Here is a 20,698-nt window from a genome sequence, read left to right on the forward strand (position 1 = left end):
TTTAGGCAACGGCATTCCCTTTCGGCACTTCTAACTCGCTCGTGGCGATATCTTTCACCTGCTTGGCTAAAATCCATCCAAAATCCGATACTATCCGCGAAGGCCCGATCTGGTTAAAAATCGGACCGCCGGACATCGAAGCATTCGAATGTAGATTGTGGGCCACTGTCAGTTTTCTGATCAGCAGGTGCATTATCTGGCCCATCGCAAATAGATCTGGCGCATTGACCAGCATGGGCGAGATGTCGCTTAGGCACTTACGATTCGTTGAAGTGTTTCTGCGCTGTCAACCTTGATTTGCGAAGAAATACAACATCCCATGGGTTTTTACCAACGACCAATTTCGCGTCTTACGGGTAACAGGGGGTGGATAATGTCAATTTTCAAAGGTGCTTCCTTCAACACGGTATTCATCGTCGCCATGGTCTTATGCTTGGCCATTGGCGTCTGGGGCGTGATCAGCCCAAACAGTATGACGGGCTCGGCCCAAGCATTTACGAGCTACCTATTGAACGGAGCAGGCTGGATGTGGCTGGCAATGTGCTCGGGCTTTCTACTGCTTGGCGGCTATATGGCGTTCGGACCTTATGGAAACATCCGGCTGGGAAAGGACGACGAAGAACCGGAGTTCGATACGGCCTCCTGGATCGCGATGTTGTTTGCTGGCGGGATGGGTTCGGGGCTTTTGGTCTGGGGCGCAGCGGAACCAATGTACCACTTCGTCTCTCCCCCAGGAATGGAAGGCGAGACGGCGCAAGCTGCTCGAGAAGCACTGGTCATCACGAACCTTCATTGGGGTTTGCACGCCTGGTCGATCTATGGTTGCTGCGCGCTGGTCATTGCCTATTTCACGTTCCGGCGAAATGAGCCGTCTATGATTTCGACGCCGATCAAGCATGTCTTCAAGGGAAAAACCGGCGATAACGTGGGCAAGGCTGCTGATATCCTCGGCGTCATCTCGGTCGTATTCGGTCTTGCAGGGTCACTGGCCATGGGCGCGCTTGCGGTGCGATCTGGCATGTTCTACGCGTTCGACACGCCGCAGAACAACAACATGTCGATGATTATTTTGGCGGCCCTTTTCGTCTGCTATATGTTGTCTGCAACGACCGGTGTCGACAAGGGCATCAAGATCTTGTCGAACCTCAACATGGTGCTGACAGTGGCGATCATGCTTCTGGTGATCTTTGCCGGACCCACACAATTCATCATGGAAACTTTCGTGGATTCCATCGGTCAGTATTTCAGCGCGATCATCACGAAGTCATTCACGCTTTATCCCTTCGAAGGCCTGACAGGATGGACGTCGGGCTGGACATTGACATACCTGATCTGGTGGCTGGCTTGGGGGCCTTTCATCGGCATTTTCGTCGCGCGAATTTCGCGCGGACGCACAATCCGGGAATTCATCTTTGGCGTCGTTCTGGTGCCCACGATGTTCTCGATGCTCTGGTTTGCAGCCTTTGGCGGTGCTGGCTTCTACATCGAGATGTTCGGCGGTGGCGGCTTGAAAGAGATCATTTTCGAAGATGTCTTTGCCGCGCTCTTCGCTTTCCTGGGGTACTTTCCGGGTGGCGCACTTCTTGCAGGCTTGGCTGCGGCTCTTCTCTTCATCTTCCTGGTAACGTCGGCGGACTCAGGCACGTTCGTGCTTTCGATGATGACAACCGACGGCAATCTCGACCCGCCAGTGGTGCAAAAGATGATTTGGGGCGTCCTGATCGCTGTCCTGACTTTCTCGACCCTGGTGACCGAGTCGGTGACCGTGGCCAAGGCGATGGCAATCACAGGCGCAATTCCATTTGCGATAATCGTCCTGCTGCAGATTGTGGGCTTCATGCGCGAAATCCGAAAAGAAATCGCAGAGCCAGAGGAAATCGAAGCCCAGGGTGTAACCGAGGGTAGAAACCCCGAAATCGCCACTGAAGGCAGCGCGTAGCACCAACCGGAGGGAAAGGAGATTCTTATGTTCAGATCGACATTCACTTTAATTCTCGCCGGCGTGTTCATGCTGACAGGGTGCTCGGAAGAAGAAAGCTCGATACGTATTGGATCAAAGAGTTTTGGCGAAAGCCGGATCCTGGCGCACATGATGGCTGCAATCGCGACCGAACAAGGTTTGCCAGTGGAAGGCGTTGTTGAATATGCCAACACGCCCGCCATTCTCGAGGCGTTGAAACGTGGAGATATCGACGCCTATCCCGAATACAATGGAACGGGTCTGGTCATGCTTGGGCAAAGCCCGATGGCCGATGGCGATGCGGCGACCGCGCGTGTGAAGGAAATCTTCGAACCACTTGGGATTTCGTGGCGCGAACGCGTTGGCTTTGCCAATAATTACGGGCTGGCAATGCTGCCCGACCGCGCCGATGAACTTGGTCTGACGACAATGACAGACCTGGTTGCCCGCTCTTCCGAGGTGACGTTGGGTATAGAAGATGATTTCGATGAACGCCCACTGGACGGCCTCAGCCCGATGATTCAGCGTTACGGTTTCGAATTCGCCAGCGTGGAACAAGTGCCGTTGGCGGATCGGGGCCAACTCTATGATTTGCTGCTGGACGAGAAAGTGGACGTCATCGAAGTTTACACGACCGATGGTCAGATCGCAGATTACGGCCTTGTTCTACTCGAAGATAACCTGACATTCTTCCCGGTTTATGAACTTGCACCGATCGTTCGGATGTCGTCGCTGTCTGAATTTCCTGAATTGGGTGTTGCGCTGGATGCATTGGGCGGCAGGTTTTCAGATGCTGAGATGCAAGCGCTCAATCGGAAGGTCGACCTCGAAGGCCGCTCTCCTGATGCTGTCGCGCGTGATGCGCTTGCGCGTCTCGAACTGATCTCTTCCGGCGCGGTGGAAGCCGAAGATCCTCTTCTGATTGCCACGTCGCCCATACTGACAGATAGCGAACATGCCGGTACGTCTCTCAGGGCGGTTCGGCGCGCATTTGTCGGGCGCGAAGTTGCAGTCGAACCAAGCATCAACCCGTTGCAAGAGGTTGGAAACGGCAACGCACGGCTTGCCATGGTTGGCGCAGAAAGCTTTTTTGATATTTCAGGCCCTGCACCGCGCCGTTTGAACCAATTTGAAAGCGTTGCCGCGGTAGGGGCCAATGTGTTGCATCTGATTGCAAAAACAGAGACCGAGGCCGCTCAATCTCTTCAGGATGCATCCGCACTTGTCGTTGGTACGGAAGGCTCGTCGACATATCAACTCGGATTAATACTCAAGGATGCGCTTGGCTTAAGCGCCGACCTGATCGCGATCGAAGCTTCTAGCGCCACGGATCTGATTGCGGCCATTGACGATGGTAGTAAAGTTGCGCTGGTTGCAGCCCCGCTTGGCATCGACGCGATCGAAGATGCGTTTGATGGTGCCGGGTTGAGGCTCTTGCCAATCAATGGCTGGACGGATGGCGGAAACCTGGTGAAATATCCTTTCCTGCGCCAGACACGTATCCCCGGCGGCACCTATGGGCTTCAATTCACCGCAATTGAGACACTGTCAAGCCAGGTGGTGCTTGCCGGCCCTGCCCCGGTGGCGGTCGCATCAACCATTGGCGAACAGGGGCCTGGCGCCACGGCAGCACCCAGCCTGAAGCCAGTACCGTCCAGCACCGTAAAGGCGCTGGCTGGTGGGATTACCAATGGCGAGATCGTCGACCCGGTGTTGCCAATTGCAGTCGCCTTTGCACCTGAGCTTCCGGAACCACCCGCGGCGATGAACCCATCGGCTGATGTGTCGGTCCTGAATATTCTGATCGTTATGATGTTCGTGTGGATATTCTGGTTGTATACACGCCGCGAAGTTCGCTGAACCACGAAAGGCAGGCTGAAAATGACTGATAACATACTTGTTCCAATCGATTTGGCGGACCAGGAAACGGGTTTGAAAGTGATCAAAGAAGGCGTGATGCAGGCCAAAGCCAGGAATGGCGACATGACAGTGATGACAGTCGTGCCGGATATTCTTTCGGGTCTCGATTTTCGCTATGCCATTCGCGGCGAAATGGGCGGTTCGGAAGATTATGATCTCAAGGGGATTGTGCAAGAGGCCCTGGAACGGTTGAATGAAATCGTGGCGGAACACACCCCAAGCGGCATGAGGGTGAAAACCATCGCGCGTCATGGAACAGCCTACGAAGAAATCCTGAAAGTGGCTGACAAAATCGGCGCCACTCAGATTGTGATGGGCGCTCACAGACCGTCACTGGCGGATTACCTTATCGGACCAACAACGGCGCGCGTGGTGCGCCATGCCGAGTGTTCGGTCAATGTCCTCAGAACCGTTTGAAAATCGCAGGGCACTCGTTTTCGTGAACGATTATTCTTCGCCTGGGATCTGGTGAAAGCGCTTTCCTGAGACGGCAGATGATCTGACAATTGTGATGAAAACCGTCTGTATTGCCGCGCGTAATTGCAGTTTGAATTTTTTTCTTCGCGGACATGGCGAAGGGTGGCTATGAGTGGTCGCGCAGCAAAACCAAGTGATCTGCACAAGGTCGCCTTCGGGCTGGCAGGAAAAGACCAGCAATGCTCAGCGTTTTTCCGCCCTCCACCGCTCAATCAGTAGGTGAGCCGCTATAGATGTGATATACTCCCCGTCATTAGCAGGGCCATTTGGCCAAATTTTAGATCGAATATTATTTTGAATACGGAGGCTCTTATGCCAATTTCCCCTTCGCCGGAACCCTTTCGGCTGTCTCTCCTCGAAAGTCCTGACGGATCCGAACTCCTAGTTTATGCCAATGCTACTGGCTGCGGCATCTACCTATTGCAACGCATTGTCGTCTGCACCGAATCCGGCGGTTCATCTATCTGTCGCTTCTTCCGTCCGGGCGGCTTCTTCGACTTCGCTGTCGGCGGTGCACAAATCGAACCAAACATAACGATCCTGAAGGCCCGAGTACCTGCACCCGGCGGTAACTACACCGCCTATGCAGATGGTCACTTCGTGCGCATCGACCGGCGCGCGACAACCGCGGTCGAAAGCTTCTGAGGAGGAAAGATCATGACAGACAGTGTGTTCAAACTAGCCGTCGCCGGAGCGATGGAAATAGACGAGGTCATTGCGGCAGCAGATGCTGTCCCGGGTCAAACCTGCGAAACGGCGGAGATCCGAGGTGTGGAATTGCAGCGCATTGACCGGGCCAAGGAAACCACGGTGGTGTTCTTTACCAGTGGTGAGGAAAGCGCGCGTGCTTTCCAGAAGGTTGTCGAAAAATCCGGGCGAAAGGCACGCGTCGACAAAGCCGACCCAAAGGAGCTCTTGTCCAGCGAACCGGTTCAGAATTAAAGCACCTCAAGTTTGCGGTGCCGCTTTGATCACGGTCACCGCAAACGCGGGTAAAAAACGTAGTCATGCCCTCGAAATATAACCGACGCCTGGGAACCAGCAAATCGTCTTAGTTGGCCTGAAAAGCTTCGCTGTCGATAGCTTGATGCCTTAACCTTGGTTCGGCCCGCGCAAAGAGCGGATTGCTTGGCGGATCGCCTTCCAGTCGTTTGCTTCGTCAACCTTCTCCGCCTCTTTGCTTTCTCTCATTTTTTTGGAAGCTTCGGCTTCGGCCCGGTCACCATGCGAGCTATATAACGCACGTGCATATTCTGAGACTTTGATTGCATCCATTCTTTCCATCCTTCCTGCCGTGGTGCGGCGCGGCTTGACCTTAGGGATTCGAAAGGTAACTCCAGTCATACATCAGCCAGCGCCCCGAGTCAGGGTGCTGACGCACAGCAAACCTTACCGGAATCTGGTTTGCACGCTCAGCCAAAATTTGTGCGCTGAGTGGTTCCACACAAAAAGACAGGCTCAAAAAACAACCAGATAAGACTAAATCGCGCCTTGAACATGCGACCGCCAGTCCAGAAGCCTCTACCAGAAATTGGAACATGGAACTAGCAGCGGACAAAGACAGTCTTGTTCAAACGCGAGGCACAATCGGTTTTTTGACCGAGTATATACAACGAAAACCTGGGACGGGATTACGCTAACAATCACTCTGGACTATGGCAAACGTAGATAGGTTTTCAGTGCCATGACAATTATTATGTCGGTGGACGAGTTGACCGTCGAGAAAATAGCGCCGGGCGCAACCTGTTTCTTTTTCCCGCTGTCTATCTGCCCTTCGTCTTATTAGCTGATCGAAACGGATAGAACAGTGCTGGTTGTTAGGTTGGCCGTTTCTCAAATTTTATCAGATGTCGCACCGAATTACCGATCCAGGAGACCTCTTTGTCGATAAATTTCCGCAGCACGGTCGACGAAGTCGGCAATGATCTTTGCACCATATTCTTCACGCAAAAGTTCGGCTTGTTTTGCAAGGCTTTCGCAAGAGTGTACGCGGCCAGGGCGCAACATCTCGTAGGTTTGCATGATCACCTCTTGCGGTACGTCAATCAGTTCCGCACCGCGCTCGAAATTCAACGCCAGTGTCTCACGCCCAGCGGCGCGCGCGATTTCTGCTTGCGCCAACAATGCTTCTCGTGAGATGCGCAGATCTTCAATTTCAATGTCACCGCCGGCAATGGCGTCCAGGGTAATCTTATCCAACGATAACCCTCTCGGGCCGCTGATGTTTTTCGGTCGGGTTTCGGAAAGCGGATAATCCGTTAAGGCGGCTTTTTTCATGGAGAGACCCTGTTGGTGTTGTCGAGGAATTTCGGCATAACTCCTTCCGGTGCGCGGGCTGGGTCAACAAGGCCTGTTTCGATTGCATGTATCAGGGCGACTTGTGCGTGAAACCGCGCGCCCAATGCCTCTCCCTGCGTGGGGACTAAAATAGGGTCCACCTGCTGTTTGTGCGCATAAAGCGCTGCATTACGACCCATTTCGCGATAGTGTTCCAATGTCGTGATTGGCGCGTTGGAGAATAACTCAAGGTTATTGTGCGGCAACCGATCACTGGAATGGATCACCGCCGTGCCTTTGGCCTGAATGCCGATTCCAATGCCCGACCCAGACAACTGCGCCGCCGAAAGACCCAGAAACGAGGTGTCTGCGGTATGGTGCATCCGGACAACCCGCGCGATGCCACCTGTGGTTTCAACACCGTCTATCAAGCATTTCAGAACCTCGGAGAGGTTGTGTCCACCTGTTGTCTGAAATAGCTGCAATCCGAAGGCCGGGCTGATGCCGATAACCACCTCGATGGTATCTGAGCCTTGGCCGGCGACATCCGCTTCAAGATACACGATGCGCTTCGCCTCGGCCTTTTTGTGGCGCGCCTGGGCGCTCAGGACTTCGGATTGGCCCAAGGTGTCGCGGATGCCGATGATTTCGTCCCGCCGCGTTTCCGTCAGCCGATAGCCGGTGCCAGGACCTGCATAGTCATTGGCGTCGTTGATGGCGCTGATCACACGGTCATTTCGCACAATGGCAGAAGTTTGTAGATAATCACCAGTCACCCTGAGTTTGACTAGGTTAAGAAGGTTCTGCGCCTCGGTGTCAAATCCGCGTTTGGCCAGCGCACGGATCACGTCGACCACCGTCAGGCCGCGTTGCTCGATAGATTCGCTGATGCGGGTACTTTCACCTGCCGAGAAAGTATTTGTTTCCCGAGAGCCCGAGGCGACGATAACACTGGCTTTCATCTCGGGTGTTGGATGGGCAAGTTCCAGCTCCTCAAGCACCGCCGACAGGGCCTCGACAGCCCGCGTGCGCAGTTCAAGTGCAGTGGTTTCAGCCAGCGGGGTCAAGCCACCATCGGCCTCAAAGTCACGCTGCAAAACAAGATAATCCTCCAGTTCTTCGGCGTTGAAGAGCGAGGCGTTGAAGGAATTGTCATAGGCGGGAATTGACCCAAACCCCGAACAGATGAAATCGGACCCCGCAATCAGGTAGGGCATGATCTTGGCACCGACGCGGATTTCGGATTCGGTGGCACGGGCATCGTTGCCGCTGGCGCATTCAAGATCCAGCCAGACGGCCAGCAGGTTCTCGGCCATCATTTCACGCATGCCACCCGCGATTGTCGCAGTTAAAGGTGCGCCATCAATGCCACCGTTCTGCGTACCCTGCACGCCCATGCCACGCTGCAGACACAAGCAGCGCGCTTCCAGGTACAGAAGTGATTTCGCTTCGTGAAAGCCCATCAACAATTCGGACCCTGCGCCCGACGTACAGCGCGCCTTGATCCCGCGCGAGGCATAGGCCGCCACCAGAAACGCTTTGGACCACGGCGTATCATCGCCATCGGTGAAGCTTCTCTCGGTGCCATAAACTGACACGGTTTCAGCATAAGAGGTAAACCCCGCCATGCCGATGCGCAGTTCTTCTGCCTCTTCGCTGGAGCATTGAAAAAGCGCACCCCACCGCCCCACAACCGAGCCCACAACGCAGGCCAGCGCGTTGGACCAGGCATTACGCGACACCCGCATGGTGGTTTCCAGCTCGTCAAAACCCAACCCCACCGCAACAGCCGCATCCGCGGCCAATTGCAGTGGATCGTCCTTGGCATTGGTGACATGTGCCTGATTGCCGGGTGTCTTGCGCGGGCGCATCTTGGCATAGGCAAAGGCCAATTCCAGCGCATTCAGTCGCGAAACCACATCAGCCAGTTTCGCAGGCGTCAAACCGTGCGCAAGCCGTACCAGATCAGCCCGAGGCACATGCATATCGACCAGCATCCGTGCAAGCGTGTCAGAGCTCATCGCCATCGCTTCTTCAGCAATCGCCACGTCAAGGTGGTGATCGGCGATAAAGGCGTCGATCATGTCAAAATCATGCGCCAGCACGCCATCCATGCTGGCGATCCTGCCACCAGAGATGTCGACGCCAGACGCAGGATCAGAGGGGCTTTTGAAAGCGGCAAACCCGTTGGCCGCATCCTCGCGCGCAAATTTGTCCAGACGTAGAGGGCGCTCGTCCCATTCGGAGTAGCGGCGCCATCGGTTCGGTGCAGGCGGTTGATTCAAGTTTCAATCCTTCCTGGTTCCTACGGCCCTGCCCCCGTCGCGATTGTCTGCTAGGGGGAGGTCGCGAAAACATCCTCACTTTGCACGACATGGCAATAGATCATGTTGATGATCTCAAGCTCACGTCGATGCAGATCGTCAGTGGCAGCGGCGCAGCAATCTTCGACCACCACCACGTTGAAGCTTTCATCAGCCAGTGACCGCACGGTCGAGCTGATACATTGATCGGTGAAAATTCCGGCGACGATCACATTGCGAATGCCCATATTATGCAGGATCAGCCGCAGGTTTGTACCGGTCAATGCGCTATCAGTGGTTTTCAGCACCGTGATCTCATCACCCTGCGGGGTCAAAACCGGTACCATATGGCTGTCTTCGCGATCTTTGGGCAAGAGCAGATAGTTGAAGCCGGGTTTCTTCTGGCTGAGCGATCGGTCGCGACCATCATCCTTCTGGCAGGCGATGCGGGCAAAGATCACCTCGATGCCCGTGTTGCGCGCCCAATCGGTAAGTGTCACCGTATTGGGAATGACCTGCCCGTTCATTCGGTCAAAAAATGGCTGCCAACGCGCGGCCTCAACCGGGTCGTCGGGCACCTCGAGATAGGTGTTTTGAATATCAATCACCAATAGCGCGGTTTCGGGCGACGGCAGGTCCAGATCATCGGGATCTTCTGCCAGCTCGTAATAGAAACTGCGATAGGCACTTTTCCAATTGCTCATGCCTTGCGACCTTTCACTGACTGCAGTGTGGCGGTGATGGCGTCACGTGCTTTTTCCATCTCGGCATGGGTGCCGGACATGAAAATACGCCCTGAGGCACCCATCATCTGCACGTCATTTGTGACTGCACCGGGGGCTACACGTTCAGCCTCGTTCGCGGCGACACAGGCAAAAAGTGCCGGGGCCATTTCGTAAATCAGAAGCGAAACACCCGGCACCAGGATCGACGCATCGCGCGACCGGTTCAGGATGATTGCATGCTGATCCGACAGATTGTCGATGATGTCGTGGAACAGAACCTTTGGCGCAAGCTGATCGGTGGGTTTGGCACCGATCCCCTTGAGGATCGCATGCCCCGCCTTATCCAACTCGCCCGCATCATCCGAATGCAGCTCCAACAGCCCAAACTGGCGTTCGGTAAACAAGATCCCCGGCTCCATATCCGGGGATTCCTTCAATGCCAGATCAGCGATCCGGTGGATCGACAGCGCCGGCGCCACCTCGATGATCAGGCTGTTTTGCCCCTCATAAGGTGGATAGCCCCTCGCGCGAAGCGGCGTGGCAAGATAGGCCGCAAACTGTGGTTGCAGATCGTTGATCGGCAAGTAAACCCGTAGTTCGGTCATCGTTCCGGCCTTCTTATGGTTCGATTACTTGAGCTTGGCGGCGTCGAAATGCTTGCCCAGATCAGCATGTGGACGTGGAATGACATGCACGGCCACGACTTCGCCAATCTGATTGGCGGCTTCGGATCCGGCCTCTGTAGCTGCCTTCACGGCACCCACATCGCCTTTGACCACGACCGAGACCAGCCCACCGCCCACTTCGTTACGCGCGGCAATTTCGACGTTGGCCGCCTTGACCATCGCGTCTGCCGCCGTCAGTGCCGCAACATATCCGCGGGTTTCGATCATTCCGATTGCCTGACTAGCCATGATGATACTCCTTTTTCAGGTCAAATTCAGTTGGGCAAAGAAAGCCCGCTTCAGGTTTCGTCGATGGACCCGATGATGAGAGCATCAACCGGAGCCTTGTGTTTTGTAAAAAACGCCGCCGCGACAGAGCCTTGGGTGATCAGAACCTCTTCGCCAATCGCACAGCCCAGCGGGTCGAAGGCGACAATCGTCGCGCCGTCGGCGTCAACTTCCAGCAATGCGCCATTGGGCAGCGTTTCGATGTGTTTACTGGACCAGACCCGGCCCTTAACCGTTCCTCGGATCATGATTGTGTCCTTTCGACTTTGATGCCACGGCGACGCAACTCGTCATGAGCCAACGGGGTGAACCTGACCGGTTTTGCCGCCCTGACACTGCGTGTGCCTTTGGGCAGCGCGGCGATGTCACGTTCAGAGACCAATCCGGTGCTAAACTGTGCGGTGGCGGGTGTATTCGGAACTGGAGCCGACGGTTGATGCGCCATGACCGGTGCCGCCTCGTCATGCGAAAGCCGAAACCGGTGACGCCCCCCAAGAATGTCGGCGCGCATGCGGCCATCTTGCGCCATGCTCAGCAATTTTTGCGCAAAGGCGTTCAGATCCGCGGAGGACCGGATGGCAACCACCTCTTCGGTCACAGGTGATGCCATTGGTGCGACCTCGGGCCGTAGTCGCGCCAACTCTTCGCTCAGCACTTCACGGATAAGAGAACGCAAATCACCCACTATGCTGCTCCCGCCTGACGAAGGGCATCTTCGGCCGCGTTGCGGGCATTGCGCACTTCGGCCTCATCACCGGCCAGGTAAAGCCGCCCGTTGGGACCGATCATGCGGTAGTCAATCACCTTGATATTGGCCGCTTTCTCGGCCTCGTTGCAGGCCAGCATCGCATAGGATGCGGATTGGCATTCCAGCAAATACAGGCTTTCTCCGCCCAGGATCATGGACCCCATGCGATTGCGGTTCATCAAGAACGCATGCTGATGATCAACCCGGGTGACGATCTTAGAGGCCAGAATCTTGGGCGGCGCTGCATCCTCGCGACGGGCGCCAAGCGCTTGCAAAACGGCGTCAGCCGCCGCATGAACTTCAGCAGTGGAGCCGGAGTGGAATTCAAGCGTGCCAAACTGCCGTTCAACCACCAGAAGGCCTGCCTTGACCTCTGCGCTTTTCAACGCCACATCGGTCAGCGCCTCGATATCCAAGCCCGGCGCGATTTCAATAATCTGCGCTGCCATCCGGGCTCGTGGCAGGCTGCCGCGCATCCAGGTTGCAACATAGGCCAGGGTCTGCGGCTGCAATTGGTCGATGAATATGAAGGATCTCAGATCGGCCATGTCTACTTTCTCAGAAGATCGCGCAGCTCTGCCGCAATCAGGCGGCGCAGCTCGTCTTTGGTTATGTTGTCCATCGAAGAGGCCGCAGAAGGTTGAGGTGTCGAAGGCGCGGATCGCGTTACCCCCGGGACGCCGTCCGCTGGGGCGGAGGGTAGTGCCCCGCGAAAACCGCGCCCGATTCCGTGATAATTGCCAAACGGCTCGTCCGCTTCGGAATTATAGGCCACCCGCGTCCAGTGGACCAAATGCTGAGGTCCGACATTTTCCCCAATCGACGAGCGTCCGAAGAAACCCGTGCCGATGGTAAAGGTCGGTGCCAGATTGGTGGCAAAACCGGCAGCGCCCTGAGAACACGGCGCGTTGACAACCACACGGTACACTTCGACCATGCTGGCATATTCCATCACCGATGCTTCATCCCGTGTATGGATCGCGGCCGAATGCCCGGCCCCCGCCAACCGCAACACCGCACGCGCCTGGGAGAGGGCCTGCGCGCGGGTTTTGGCGACATGCATAGACAGGACCGGGCATAGTTTTTCGCGCGACAAAGGTTCTTCCACGCCGATCAGGGTAATGGGGGCGACCAGGATCTTGGTGTTCGCTGGCACCCGGATACCGCATTCCTGTGCGATCCATGCGGCGTCGCGGCCAATTGCTTCGATGTTGAACCCGCGCGGATGAAACAGGAACCGCCGCAAGACCTCGGTATCTTCCTCCGAGCAGATATAGGCACCTGCGGATTTCAGGGCCATTTTCAACTGGTTTTCCACCTCGGACAAGGTGATCAGGACACTTTCATTGGTGCAAAGAACTGAATTGTCGAAGCTCTTTGAAGCCACGACGCGCTGTGCCGCCTTGGCGATATCCGCGCTTGCATCAACAAAAACCGGCGCATTGCCCGGCCCCACACCTACTGCCGGATTGCCCGAAGAATAGGCCGCACGCACCATCGGCGTGCCTCCAGTGGCAAGGATAACGTTGGTTTTTTCGGATTCCATGAAAGTATCCACAAGCGGGATCGACGGCTTTTCCAGCACCTGAATGATCCCTGCCGGAGCACCGGCCTCTTCGGCCGCGCGGGCCAGCATGGTGACCGCTTCGATACTGGTTTCTCGCACCGCCGGATGCGGAGACATGACAATCGCATTGCGCGTCATCAGGCACAGCAGTACCTTGTAGTTGATCGTCGCAATCGGGTTGGTCGAGGGTGTCAGCGCAAATACCACGCCCGCCGGGCGTGGTATTTCAATGATCTTGCGGGCTTCATCGACACGCGGGTTGACGTAATCCTGATCGCGATAGAATTCGACCAGCGGTTTGGCCGTCAGTTCGTTCTTGATCTTCTTATGCTCGGCTACGCCAAAGCCGCTCTCGGCCACGACCTTTTCGGCAAACTCCGCCGCGTGAGCATGCGCCGCCTCGGCCACCGCATCGACGATACGCATCGTGGTGTCGCGATCATAGCGATCAAACACGGTGGCGGCCCACCTCGCGCGTTCCAGCATCAGATCAGCCTGACCCCGGCGTGCGGCAGGGCTTTCAGAGATGTCGATCAGGGAGTTGAAAAGCGCGGGTTCCATCACACCATCCTCCGCCGGTCGCCCATCACTTCCGCACGGGCCAGTTCCACTGCAATCGCAACACGCCGCAAAACTTCCTCGGCGTCGGCCTGCGTCAGCAATAACCCCGGTTTGAATTGCAGAACGCGCGGATCAAGGGTCGAGAAAATCGCCCAAACACCGTTTTCGTAAAGGTGTTTCATTACCGGCTTGGCACCCTGTTCATGATTGAACTCCAAACCCATGATCACACCGTGCTGACGGATACCGATGAAGAAATCCGGGAAGGCCGCCATGATATCGTTGAGACCCGCGCGCAGGTAATCCGAGATGTACTGCACCATCGTGCGCACCTCTGTGCGTTGCACGATCTCCAGCGTTTTCATCGCAACGACGCAGCCCAACTCCGCCCCGCCCATGGTCGAGATATGGCCAAAGCCGTCCTCTGACAGCCAGCCGCCGCATTTTTCCGAGATCAGCACACAGGCAATCGGGTACATCCCCCCCGAGATGCCCTTACCGGTGACCATGATATCGGGCTCTACGCCGTATTTGGTGCAGCCCCACATCTCACCGGTGCGCATCAGACCGGTTTGGACCTCATCAGCAATGTAGAGCGCGTCATACCGCTCACACAGCGCCTTGACCGCTGGTAGATACCCTTCCTGCGGCATCGGGAAGCCATAGGTTGCCGGGATCGTTTCCATGATAACGGCTGCTACATCGCGGCCCTTCAGCGCGTCCTCCATCGCCGTCAGATCATTGAACGGCACCTGTACAAACTCGCCTGCGGTGTCATGCGACAGGAACAGTTTCGAAAACCGGTCATCGCCGGTCTTGACCGCAAGACCGGTATGGCCGTGATAAGCCTTGACGATCGAGACGATTTTCTTGCGCTGTTTGGCGTGCCGGGCAGTCTTGAGGGCGATGTCGATCGCCTCCCCGCCGCCGGACCCAAAGGCGGTATATTTGAAATGCGACCCCGGCGCGCAGGCCTGCAACGCCTCGGCCAAGGCGGTGCGTGCCAGTGCGGGAAAATGGTGGTTGCCCATGTCGAACCGTTCGGTACCGGCCTTCAGCACTTCGACCAGTTCGGGATGGCGGTGACCTAGGTTGTAGGTACCACCATTGAGGTGCAGGTCAATCAGACGCCGACCGTCCATGTCAAAGAGGTAATACCCCTCGCGGCGATCGATCACCAGGTCGACACCCATGTCGATCCAGTCTTGCGTTTTGCCCGGATTCCAAAAGGTTTTTGAGCGATCCAGGAACTCTGTTTTGGCCTGAGACATCGGGACGTCCTTTCAGAAGATGCCACCAGTTAGGGTGATTCCCGAGAGGTCGGCTTGACCGCAGATTGCGATTCCTTGACATCCTGTTTCAGCCGAAAGCCTTTAGATAGACCGTCCCCAATTCTGCGGTGACACGCGCAAAATCGGGCGCAAGTGCCTGCGGTTCAGGCGCCTCGATATGGCTGCCGATCCAGGCCAAAAGTGCCATCCGCCGCAGCATCACGAAAGTGTCGATCTCGGCTTCTTCAGCGTTGCTCAAGGGGCGGATTTTATGATATCCCCGCACCCAGGCCGCCTTGAGGTCGGGCACCCGCGGATCGTCCTCCATGAAACTGATGCCAGCAGCAAAATCGTAGAGGAACCAACCGAAACCACTGTCATCAAAATCAATCAGCCGCGTGCCATTTCCGTCAATCAAAAGATTCGCCAAGCGCATATCCGCATGGATCAGGCCATAGCGTTCGGGCGATTTCCCAAAGGCATCAAGACGTCGTTTAACCGTCGTTTCGACCTTTTCCAGAACTTCGCGCAGATCTGCATTCACATTGGGACCATCGCGCCAGTTGCCCCAGGTGGGATGATCGCCGAATACCGCATCCGCATCCCACGTCAGGCGCTCGAACCCCTCGGGCCGCGGCCATCCGACCGAATGGATATGCGTGCGGGCGGCAATCTCGCCCAACTCTTCGAACGGGCCGGTCAAATCACCGCTTTCGTCCGGTTCGGACCCTTCGACGAAATGAAACAGAACCATGTAGCGCGGGTCGACCAACCCCTCGGCACGGCCCACTTGGATCGCCTGGCCATCCCGGCCCAGATAATGCCCGGGCGTCACCACGGCGTCAGCCTCAGCCAAGGCCGCAATCCATTCCAGTTCGCATTCGATCGCACGGCGACTATGATAGTTTTCGCGATGGACGCGCAGGATCGATTTGTATCCGCCCGCAGCCTCAACCAGATAGGTGGCGTTTTCCGACACGTTGATCAGCCGCGCCTGGGCGTCATCAGGCAAGTCCCACAAGCCGAGAGATGCGTTAGCAAGCCTGTCCAGATGCTTGAGGAGTTCCTCAAGCGGCATATCATGTCCTGACATGGTTCCTCCCTTTCGGGTTGGTTAAATCTCTTCGATAGCTTCCAGCGATTCCGGAATGATCTGCCCACCGTCCACGACGATCTGCTGGCCGGTGATATAGGCCGCCTCATCCGAGGCAAAGAACAGGGCCGCATTGCCAATGTCCTCAACTGCGCCCAGGCGTTTCAGTGGGATCGAAGCCGCCATTGTATCCAGATAGTCCTGACCCAGATCCTGTAGACCTTCGGTATAGATATTGCCGGGCATCACGGCATTGATCGTGGTGTTGTAGCGCGACAATTCCATCGCCGCCGTTTTCAAAAAGCCCAACTGCCCCGATTTCGACGCGCCGTAATGCGCCCAGCCCGGAAAGCCGGTGACCGGTCCGGTAATTGAAGAGGTCAAGACCACCCTGCCCTTGCCGGCCTTTTCGAAATGCGGGATCGCCGCCTTTACACACAGGAACGACGAGCGCAGGTTTGTTGCCATGACCCCATCCCATTCGGACGGATCCATATCGACAATCTTGGTCTGCGGAAACGCTCCGGCATTGGCGCACATCACGTCGATGCCGCCTTGTTTTGCGGCCACATTGGCAACCATTGCCTGGACGCTGTCCCAATCCGAGACATCGCAGATTTCATAACTGACATCGCCCTCGATCTCGGACGCTGCCTTTTTCATGGCCTCTTCACCGCGCGCTGTAATGGTGACCTTGGCACCCTGTCGGGCAAAGACCGTGGCTATGCCGCGACCGATCCCCTTGGACCCGCCGGTGACGATAACACTTTTGCCTTCGAGTGATGTAAGCATGTTTTCTCCCTTTCTTTTCAATTCTCTGCCGCACGGGATTCGCGCACGGCACGCACCAGCCAAGCGACGCTGAACGCCAGCAGGATCAGCACAAATGATCCGACGACCGACATAACCCCAAGTGTCGGCACCAGTGGTGAATATCCCGACACCATCTTGGCATAGAGCCATTCCGGCAAGGTCGAATCCGCCCCGGTGGTGAACAGCGACAACGGAAAGTTTCCCCAGCTCAGCAAGAAAGCAAACAGCCCCGCTGACACGATCCCCGGCATCAATAGCGGCAATGTAATCTCGCGCAGGATCGTCCAGGTGCCCGCGCCCATATCGCGCGCGGCCTCTTCCAATGCGGGATCAAAACTATAGGCGCGGATGGCGACGATCAGCGTAGCAATCGGCGCGATCCAGACAAGATGGGCCACGATGGCGGTTTTCCATGTGGGGATGATCCCGACCGAGTTGAACCACATCAAGAGCGCCAGCCCCAGCACCGTCTGCGGAAAGAATATCGGCAGCAGGATCAGTTTCTGAAACAGGGTGCGATAGCGCCAGTGATAGCGGGCAAATGCCAGCGCGCCAAAAAACGCTACCACCATCGAAATGACCGTGACGATCACAGCGACTTTGAGTGATGTGAATAGCAGATCGCGTACCGTGTCACTGGCCAGCGCGTCGCCGTACCACTTGGCCGAATACCGTTTGATCGGAAAGCTCAGGTAACGCGCCTTGGAAACCGAAGCAAAGCCAACGGACACAAGCGGCAGGTAGAGAAAAGCAATCGTGAAAATGCCATAGGCATAAAGAGCGATCCGGGTGGAACGAGACGGGTTCATCAGCGTTTCCTTCCCATGATCGCATCAAGGTCAATCCGGTTGACGCCAAAGATCGCCAACCCGCCGATGATCACGATCAGGATGACGGACAGGGCCGCACCAAGGGGCCAGTTCTGCCCGAAAGTAAAGGCGGTTTCGATATCATCCGCGATCACGATCACCGCCTGCCCGCCCAGGATTTTGGATTCCGCCAGCGCACCCGCAGCCAGCACGAACGACAAGAGCGAACCCACCATGATACCGGGTGCTGCCAATGGCAGGTCGATCTGCCGCAGGATTTGCCAGCGGGTTGCGCCCAGGTCGGCGGCGGCCTGACGTGTGTCATCCGGCACCATCGAGATGCCCTGTGCCAGCGGGAAAAGCATGAACGGCAGGTAGACGTAGACCAGCCCGAAAATGATGATACCGGTGTTGTAGAGCGGACTGTCGTAACCGATGCCCGTCAATGCGCGGAAATGCCCTTCGAACAACCCGCCTTTCATCAGCGTCAGCACCCAGCCAAAGAGGCGGATGTTTTCCGATACGAACAGGCTCATCACCACGGCAATCGTCAGGATCAGAGAGAACCTGCCAAACACCTTGGCCATGCCATACGCCAGCGGCCAGCAGATCACAAAAAGGATCAGGGTCGAAATCAGCGCCATGCCCAATGACCACAAGAGCGACTTGTAATAACCCTGATCGAAGAACACGGAATAGGCCGAGAAATCTGGCAAATGGGCCAGGTCAAACACCTTTTGCGGCATGACAGAAAAGAGCGCGACGACCACCAGCGGCGCCAGAAAGCTGAGTGCCAGGATCGCGGCAAGCGGTAAAGATGACAAAAACCCAAGCTTGCGGTCAATCTTCTCCATCACGCCCCCCTGATCAGGTGAACGTGGTCGGCATCAAACCCAAGGACCACCTCGGCCCCTTCGGCACCATCAAACCGGTCCTCGCGCAGCTTTTCGATGGTCAGGGTCTGCCCGGCAGAGGCTTCGACCTCATATTGGATACGAGACCCAAGGGCATATTCCGCCCGCAATATGCCACGCACGATAAAATCGGAGGTGGCGGAACTGGTCAGAAACCGCACATATTCCGGCCGCACCATCAACGTGCCGGTCACGCCGTTATCCAGTGAAATTCCAAAGTCACTGGCATCGCCGTTAACATGGATTTCGATGCCCTTGCCGTGTAAACCACCCGTCGCCGTGCCCTCAATATCGAATAGATTCACCTCGCCCATGAACTCCGCCACAAAGCGGCTGATCGGGCGGCCATAAATTTCATCTGCAACAGAAATCTGTTCAAACCGGCCTTCTTTCATAATGGCGATCCGGTCGGACATCACCATCGCCTCTTCCAGCGAATGGGTAATATAGACAAAGGTCTTGCCGGTGCGCGCGTGCAGCGATTTCAACTCTTTTTCCAGAGTTTTGCGCAAGCGGTAATCGAGCGCCGACAAGGGTTCGTCAAAAAACAGGATCTCGGGATCAAAGGCCAGCGCACGGGCCAGCGCCACGCGTTGTTTCTCCCCGCCCGAGCATTGCGAAATGCGCTTGTCATAATAGCTTTGCGGCAGGCGCAGCAGGTCCAGCAGTTCCAATGCGCGTTCTTTTCGCACCGCCGGGGCCGTGCCCTTCAGCTTAAGCGGAAACTCGATATTCTGTCCCACGCTCATATGCGGAAAAAGCGCCAGCGACTGGAACACCATGCAGGTCGGACGCAGGTTGGCCGGGGTCTGGTCAATGCGGGCGTCGCGCAACCAGATTTCGCCGTCAGTCACTTCGTCCATGCCAACCAGCAGGCGGATCATCGTCGATTTTCCGCTGCCTGACGGGCCGACGATGGTAAAAAATTCACCCTCTTCGATATCAAGATCAACCCCGTGCAGGGCCGTAAAGGAGCCGAATTTTTTCACGACGTTTCGAAGCCGCAAAATGGGTTGCGATTGCATGAATTGATCCCGGACTAGGAAATTTCAGGGGGGTCACCGGGGCAAATCATATGCCCCGGTGTATCTAATGCGGTCAGGACCGGCGCGCCTCGGTATAAATCTCGATCAGCTTATCATAGGAGGTCACAACCTCGTAATCCAACGAGCGGTCCATCTCTTCCGCCAGGCTGTCCATCTGGATCGCATCCAGTTCCTCGGCGTCAAACAACGCCATGACGTCCGGGCTGCCCATTTGCGCGACCGGATTGTAGGTGCCTTCGGTAAAGGCCACCGCCTTCGAGATATCCGGGTCCTGAACAAATTCCAGGAAATCCTCGGCCAGGGTGCTGGGGTCCGGGTTGTTGACGGCCGAGGTCAGCTCGATCCAGACAACCCCGCCCTTACCGTCGACAGGCCCGGAATTGGGCGTAATGGCACGGACATTCGTTGCCCCATCATAGCGGGCTGGTGAGGCAGTATAGGTACCGCCGGTGAAATAGGCGTCAATCTCGCCGTTGATCAGCGCCGTGTTCATCGCAACCAGATCATCAGTCAGCAGTTTCGCGCCACCAAAGATCTGTTCGGCCACGGCCTTGAACTTGGCCTGATCGTCGCCCTCGACCGGGGCAAAGGGGTTCAGACCTGCTGTCAGGCACATGTGCATCACGTTCCAGTTGTCATAGGTCAGAACGCCGTAACGGTCCTTCATCGCCGGATCGAGGAACAGGTTCCAACCCTGATCTTCGGCCATCTCACGACTGATGACATCCGTATTCACAACAAAGCTGAACGGCCCATAGCGCTGCGGCATTCCGATCAATTCGCCATCGCTGGCAAATGAAAGCGGATAGGGTTTCGCAAACTCTGGCAGCATCTTTTCGAAATAGGGCATGAACCGATCTTTGTTCAGCGGCTTGATCAAACCTTCGGGATAAAGCTGGTCTCGCGCCCAGGGCTGGTTGACATTGATCAGATCCCAGACCGAGGTCTCGCCCGCGCGCAGTTTGTTGATCATATCCGGATCGGAAGTGCCGCTTTCGGCCCGTACCGTGGCACCAGCATTCGCCGACCGGAACGGCCCTAGAACCTCGTCCGAATTATATCCCTCCCAGCACAGAATGTTCATCTGATCGTTGCGGGCCGCGAATGCGGGCGACAACGGTCCACCGACGGCCAGACCAGCAACTGCTGCGGCACGGCCCGTGAATTGTCTTCTGGTAAGTGTCATGGTTTTTCCCTGTTGTTGGCCAATAAATTTCTTGAGTACGTTCAGCCTAGACAGCAAAGCGGGCTCCTGACTTGA

Annotated in this window: 23 protein-coding genes; 5 read left to right on the plus strand and 18 right to left on the minus strand. The window is 56.3% G+C overall.

The genetic code is table 11. The features are described 5' to 3' along the window. Nucleotide 1: 1 nt before the first annotated feature. Complete coding sequence (locus Q1B27_RS14130; RefSeq protein ID WP_299848434.1) at nt 2-235, minus strand: hypothetical protein; 234 nt, start codon at nt 233-235, stop codon at nt 2-4. A 138-nt stretch (nt 236-373) separates the two neighbouring features. Between Q1B27_RS14130 and Q1B27_RS14135 the strand changes: the two genes are divergently transcribed. The 5 genes from Q1B27_RS14135 (at nt 374) to Q1B27_RS14155 (ending at nt 5,299) form a co-directional block, all read left to right on the plus strand. After that, the gene (locus tag Q1B27_RS14135) at nt 374-1,939 is read left to right on the plus strand and encodes a BCCT family transporter (RefSeq protein ID WP_299848435.1); all 1,566 of its coding nucleotides are present in this window, start codon (nt 374-376) and stop codon (nt 1,937-1,939) included. A gap of 27 nt (nt 1,940-1,966) precedes the next feature. Continuing rightward, nucleotides 1,967-3,820: a glycine betaine ABC transporter substrate-binding protein gene (locus tag Q1B27_RS14140; protein WP_299848436.1), complete on the plus strand. Its 1,854-nt coding sequence runs from the start codon at nt 1,967-1,969 to the stop codon at nt 3,818-3,820. Between the two features lie 21 nt (nt 3,821-3,841). Continuing rightward, complete coding sequence (locus Q1B27_RS14145; protein ID WP_299848437.1) at nt 3,842-4,297, plus strand: universal stress protein; 456 nt, start codon at nt 3,842-3,844, stop codon at nt 4,295-4,297. A 372-nt stretch (nt 4,298-4,669) separates the two neighbouring features. Then, nucleotides 4,670-5,002 carry a hypothetical protein gene (locus Q1B27_RS14150; protein WP_299848438.1) on the plus strand — a complete coding sequence of 111 codons (333 nt, stop codon included), beginning with the start codon at nt 4,670-4,672 and terminating at the stop codon, nt 5,000-5,002. Between the two features lie 12 nt (nt 5,003-5,014). Further along, nucleotides 5,015-5,299 (plus strand): hypothetical protein, encoded by a 285-nt coding sequence (locus Q1B27_RS14155; RefSeq protein ID WP_299848439.1) that lies wholly within the window; start codon nt 5,015-5,017, stop codon nt 5,297-5,299. A 150-nt stretch (nt 5,300-5,449) separates the two neighbouring features. Here Q1B27_RS14155 and Q1B27_RS14160 read toward each other — a convergent pair whose 3' ends face one another. The 17 genes from Q1B27_RS14160 to Q1B27_RS14240 form a co-directional block, all read right to left on the minus strand. Then, nucleotides 5,450-5,632 carry a hypothetical protein gene (locus Q1B27_RS14160; protein ID WP_299848440.1) on the minus strand — a complete coding sequence of 61 codons (183 nt, stop codon included), beginning with the start codon at nt 5,630-5,632 and terminating at the stop codon, nt 5,450-5,452. Nucleotides 5,633-6,217: 585 nt separating this feature from the next. After that, nucleotides 6,218-6,634: a diol dehydratase small subunit gene (locus Q1B27_RS14165; RefSeq protein ID WP_299848441.1), complete on the minus strand. Its 417-nt coding sequence runs from the start codon at nt 6,632-6,634 to the stop codon at nt 6,218-6,220. Continuing rightward, complete coding sequence (locus tag Q1B27_RS14170) at nt 6,631-8,919, minus strand: propanediol/glycerol family dehydratase large subunit (protein WP_299848442.1); 2,289 nt, start codon at nt 8,917-8,919, stop codon at nt 6,631-6,633. The genes Q1B27_RS14165 and Q1B27_RS14170 overlap by 4 nt, the downstream gene beginning before the upstream one ends. A 50-nt stretch (nt 8,920-8,969) precedes the next feature. Beyond that, nucleotides 8,970-9,641 (minus strand): cysteine hydrolase family protein, encoded by a 672-nt coding sequence (locus Q1B27_RS14175; RefSeq protein ID WP_299848443.1) that lies wholly within the window; start codon nt 9,639-9,641, stop codon nt 8,970-8,972. Further along, nucleotides 9,638-10,267 carry a hypothetical protein gene (locus Q1B27_RS14180; protein WP_299848444.1) on the minus strand — a complete coding sequence of 210 codons (630 nt, stop codon included), beginning with the start codon at nt 10,265-10,267 and terminating at the stop codon, nt 9,638-9,640. The genes Q1B27_RS14175 and Q1B27_RS14180 overlap by 4 nt, the downstream gene beginning before the upstream one ends. Before the next feature lie 24 nt (nt 10,268-10,291). Beyond that, the gene (locus Q1B27_RS14185) at nt 10,292-10,576 is read right to left on the minus strand and encodes a BMC domain-containing protein (RefSeq protein WP_299848445.1); all 285 of its coding nucleotides are present in this window, start codon (nt 10,574-10,576) and stop codon (nt 10,292-10,294) included. Nucleotides 10,577-10,626: 50 nt separating this feature from the next. Further along, nucleotides 10,627-10,863: a EutN/CcmL family microcompartment protein gene (locus Q1B27_RS14190; RefSeq protein ID WP_299848446.1), complete on the minus strand. Its 237-nt coding sequence runs from the start codon at nt 10,861-10,863 to the stop codon at nt 10,627-10,629. Beyond that, complete coding sequence (locus tag Q1B27_RS14195; RefSeq protein WP_299848447.1) at nt 10,860-11,300, minus strand: hypothetical protein; 441 nt, start codon at nt 11,298-11,300, stop codon at nt 10,860-10,862. The genes Q1B27_RS14190 and Q1B27_RS14195 overlap by 4 nt, the downstream gene beginning before the upstream one ends. Further along, the gene (locus tag Q1B27_RS14200; RefSeq protein ID WP_299848448.1) at nt 11,300-11,911 is read right to left on the minus strand and encodes a BMC domain-containing protein; all 612 of its coding nucleotides are present in this window, start codon (nt 11,909-11,911) and stop codon (nt 11,300-11,302) included. Before Q1B27_RS14200 ends, Q1B27_RS14195 begins: the two co-directional genes overlap by 1 nt. A gap of 2 nt (nt 11,912-11,913) precedes the next feature. Then, on the minus strand, nt 11,914-13,491 hold the full coding sequence (locus tag Q1B27_RS14205) for an aldehyde dehydrogenase family protein (RefSeq protein ID WP_299848449.1): 1,578 nt from the start codon (nt 13,489-13,491) through the stop codon (nt 11,914-11,916). Then, complete coding sequence (locus Q1B27_RS14210; RefSeq protein ID WP_299848450.1) at nt 13,491-14,762, minus strand: aminotransferase class III-fold pyridoxal phosphate-dependent enzyme; 1,272 nt, start codon at nt 14,760-14,762, stop codon at nt 13,491-13,493. Before Q1B27_RS14210 ends, Q1B27_RS14205 begins: the two co-directional genes overlap by 1 nt. 88 nt (nt 14,763-14,850) lie before the next feature. Continuing rightward, complete coding sequence (locus tag Q1B27_RS14215) at nt 14,851-15,855, minus strand: phosphotransferase (RefSeq protein WP_299848451.1); 1,005 nt, start codon at nt 15,853-15,855, stop codon at nt 14,851-14,853. Nucleotides 15,856-15,876: 21 nt separating this feature from the next. Beyond that, entirely contained in the window at nt 15,877-16,647 is a 771-nt protein-coding gene (fabG, locus tag Q1B27_RS14220) for a 3-oxoacyl-ACP reductase FabG (protein WP_299848452.1), read from the minus strand. Nucleotides 16,648-16,664: 17 nt separating this feature from the next. After that, nucleotides 16,665-17,477, minus strand: coding sequence for an ABC transporter permease (locus Q1B27_RS14225; protein WP_299848453.1), 813 nt, complete (start codon nt 17,475-17,477; stop codon nt 16,665-16,667). Beyond that, on the minus strand, nt 17,477-18,331 hold the full coding sequence (locus Q1B27_RS14230) for an ABC transporter permease (RefSeq protein ID WP_299848454.1): 855 nt from the start codon (nt 18,329-18,331) through the stop codon (nt 17,477-17,479). The genes Q1B27_RS14225 and Q1B27_RS14230 overlap by 1 nt, the downstream gene beginning before the upstream one ends. Continuing rightward, entirely contained in the window at nt 18,331-19,416 is a 1,086-nt protein-coding gene (locus tag Q1B27_RS14235; RefSeq protein WP_299848455.1) for an ABC transporter ATP-binding protein, read from the minus strand. The genes Q1B27_RS14230 and Q1B27_RS14235 overlap by 1 nt, the downstream gene beginning before the upstream one ends. A 73-nt stretch (nt 19,417-19,489) precedes the next feature. Further along, nucleotides 19,490-20,623, minus strand: a complete 1,134-nt coding sequence (locus Q1B27_RS14240; RefSeq protein ID WP_299848456.1) for a PotD/PotF family extracellular solute-binding protein — start codon at nt 20,621-20,623, stop codon at nt 19,490-19,492. Nucleotides 20,624-20,698: the final 75 nt, after the last annotated feature.

Origin of the sequence: uncultured Roseovarius sp. (assembly GCF_947489715.1) — a bacterium.
Lineage (GTDB): Bacteria > Pseudomonadota > Alphaproteobacteria > Rhodobacterales > Rhodobacteraceae > Roseovarius.

Bases quoted from the DNA above. Each gene is read 5' to 3' on its own strand.
- Q1B27_RS14200 (WP_299848448.1), bottom strand. From the start codon at position 11,911: ATGGCCGATCTGAGATCCTTCATATTCATCGACCAATTGCAGCCGCAG.
- Q1B27_RS14155 (WP_299848439.1), top strand. From the start codon at position 5,015: ATGACAGACAGTGTGTTCAAACTAGCCGTCGCCGGAGCGATGGAAATA.
- Q1B27_RS14145 (WP_299848437.1), top strand. From the start codon at position 3,842: ATGACTGATAACATACTTGTTCCAATCGATTTGGCGGACCAGGAAACG.
- Q1B27_RS14135 (WP_299848435.1), top strand. From the start codon at position 374: ATGTCAATTTTCAAAGGTGCTTCCTTCAACACGGTATTCATCGTCGCC.
- Q1B27_RS14165 (WP_299848441.1), bottom strand. From the start codon at position 6,634: ATGAAAAAAGCCGCCTTAACGGATTATCCGCTTTCCGAAACCCGACCG.
- Q1B27_RS14215 (WP_299848451.1), bottom strand. From the start codon at position 15,855: ATGTCAGGACATGATATGCCGCTTGAGGAACTCCTCAAGCATCTGGAC.
- Q1B27_RS14175 (WP_299848443.1), bottom strand. From the start codon at position 9,641: ATGAGCAATTGGAAAAGTGCCTATCGCAGTTTCTATTACGAGCTGGCA.
- Q1B27_RS14210 (WP_299848450.1), bottom strand. From the start codon at position 14,762: ATGTCTCAGGCCAAAACAGAGTTCCTGGATCGCTCAAAAACCTTTTGG.
- Q1B27_RS14230 (WP_299848454.1), bottom strand. From the start codon at position 18,331: ATGGAGAAGATTGACCGCAAGCTTGGGTTTTTGTCATCTTTACCGCTT.
- Q1B27_RS14225 (WP_299848453.1), bottom strand. From the start codon at position 17,477: ATGAACCCGTCTCGTTCCACCCGGATCGCTCTTTATGCCTATGGCATT.
- Q1B27_RS14140 (WP_299848436.1), top strand. From the start codon at position 1,967: ATGTTCAGATCGACATTCACTTTAATTCTCGCCGGCGTGTTCATGCTG.
- Q1B27_RS14205 (WP_299848449.1), bottom strand. From the start codon at position 13,491: ATGGAACCCGCGCTTTTCAACTCCCTGATCGACATCTCTGAAAGCCCT.
- Q1B27_RS14180 (WP_299848444.1), bottom strand. From the start codon at position 10,267: ATGACCGAACTACGGGTTTACTTGCCGATCAACGATCTGCAACCACAG.
- Q1B27_RS14190 (WP_299848446.1), bottom strand. From the start codon at position 10,863: ATGATCCGAGGAACGGTTAAGGGCCGGGTCTGGTCCAGTAAACACATC.
- Q1B27_RS14150 (WP_299848438.1), top strand. From the start codon at position 4,670: ATGCCAATTTCCCCTTCGCCGGAACCCTTTCGGCTGTCTCTCCTCGAA.
- Q1B27_RS14240 (WP_299848456.1), bottom strand. From the start codon at position 20,623: ATGACACTTACCAGAAGACAATTCACGGGCCGTGCCGCAGCAGTTGCT.
- Q1B27_RS14130 (WP_299848434.1), bottom strand. From the start codon at position 235: ATGCTGGTCAATGCGCCAGATCTATTTGCGATGGGCCAGATAATGCAC.
- Q1B27_RS14185 (WP_299848445.1), bottom strand. From the start codon at position 10,576: ATGGCTAGTCAGGCAATCGGAATGATCGAAACCCGCGGATATGTTGCG.
- Q1B27_RS14160 (WP_299848440.1), bottom strand. From the start codon at position 5,632: ATGGATGCAATCAAAGTCTCAGAATATGCACGTGCGTTATATAGCTCG.
- fabG (WP_299848452.1), bottom strand. From the start codon at position 16,647: ATGCTTACATCACTCGAAGGCAAAAGTGTTATCGTCACCGGCGGGTCC.
- Q1B27_RS14235 (WP_299848455.1), bottom strand. From the start codon at position 19,416: ATGCAATCGCAACCCATTTTGCGGCTTCGAAACGTCGTGAAAAAATTC.